At 46.4% G+C, this 952-nt stretch carries 2 protein-coding genes and 1 pseudogene; all 3 read left to right on the top strand.

Annotated features, from left to right (window positions below):
- A pseudogene (locus tag EQY_RS0122880) lies at window positions 1–290 on the top strand (ead/Ea22-like family protein); the annotation flags it as partial.
- A gap of 170 nt (window positions 291–460) precedes the next feature.
- On the top strand, window positions 461–625 hold the full coding sequence (locus EQY_RS26635; protein WP_192807675.1) for a hypothetical protein: 165 nt from the start codon (window positions 461–463) through the stop codon (window positions 623–625).
- Between the two features lie 186 nt (window positions 626–811).
- The coding region (locus EQY_RS0122870; RefSeq protein ID WP_001142596.1) for a DUF4014 family protein at window positions 812–952 on the top strand (141 nt) is incomplete at its 3' end.

Raw genomic sequence — 952 nt, 5'->3', positions numbered from 1 at the left:
CGGAGAATGCGGGGCTGAATAAATTTATCGTACAGAGTTGCTATGTGTTTAATGGCGAGCAGGATGAAATATCTGATGCGTATATCTGCGCAACAGACGGAGGTATGTCGCAAACCCCGGCTACAGATGCTTTCCTGGCTGATGTACGGGCGGTGGCGTTTAACGAGCTTCGCGCGGCGTTTGTCAGGCACGCAAAAGTTGCAGGACTGGATGATGCCGATACCGTAACGCTTAAGGAAGTGACAGAAGCATTGTTGCATTGTGCGGAACAGATTCGCGCGCCTGAATAATTAAATTTAGTGTTGTAAATAAAATTTAATCCTTAACCGGAGGGATTTCTGCGCCCTCAGAACATCAGGAGGCCGTCCGAAAGGACGGTAATAAAAATAGCAGAATTAACTAAATAATGGTTGCAGCAAACAATTACTGATATTCAGGTTAATTGAGGTGAGAAATGTGGATGGATAATCGTTTATTGCCGTATCTGGTGCGGTTTGGGGCGTCGTCATTAACAGTTATTCCACATGTCATGATGGTTGACAATATTATCCCAGCACCGAAGCGCCGTACCGGTATTGCAGCGGCACGGCGTGCAGCAAAGAAACGCAGGAGAGCAAAACGATGAAAAACCGTAAAGCAAAAATCCTATTAGCTCGCAGAAACGGTGTTGGGGTCTGGCGATGGGTGAGGATTAGTAACAGACGGTTGAGGTTGACGGGGTTTTTAGGGGGGATGGGGCACAGCTGTTGCAAAAAGCCCAGCGCGGCGCAAAACCGCTGGAAAAACCACTTGCGCACTAAAGGAGAGTGATGTGCCTACATTATTCAGAAAAGAATATCCGCGAAGAAGCAGGACAATAGAAATCATGTTTCTCATTCTGTTTATCGTGTTGATGACACCGATATCCCCGCTAATTTTTGTTTGGGCAATCGGGAAAATAATTGAGCCAGTT

This window comes from Escherichia sp. TW14182 (genome assembly GCF_000208525.1).
Lineage (GTDB): Bacteria > Pseudomonadota > Gammaproteobacteria > Enterobacterales > Enterobacteriaceae > Escherichia > Escherichia ruysiae.
The sequence above is the reverse complement of the archived record's forward strand: the minus strand, read 5'-3'. Positions and strand labels throughout refer to the sequence as shown.

Excerpts from the sequence above, each read along its gene's own strand:
- EQY_RS26635 (WP_192807675.1), top strand. The coding sequence starts at position 461 with ATGGATAATCGTTTATTGCCGTATCTGGTGCGGTTTGGGGCGTCGTCA.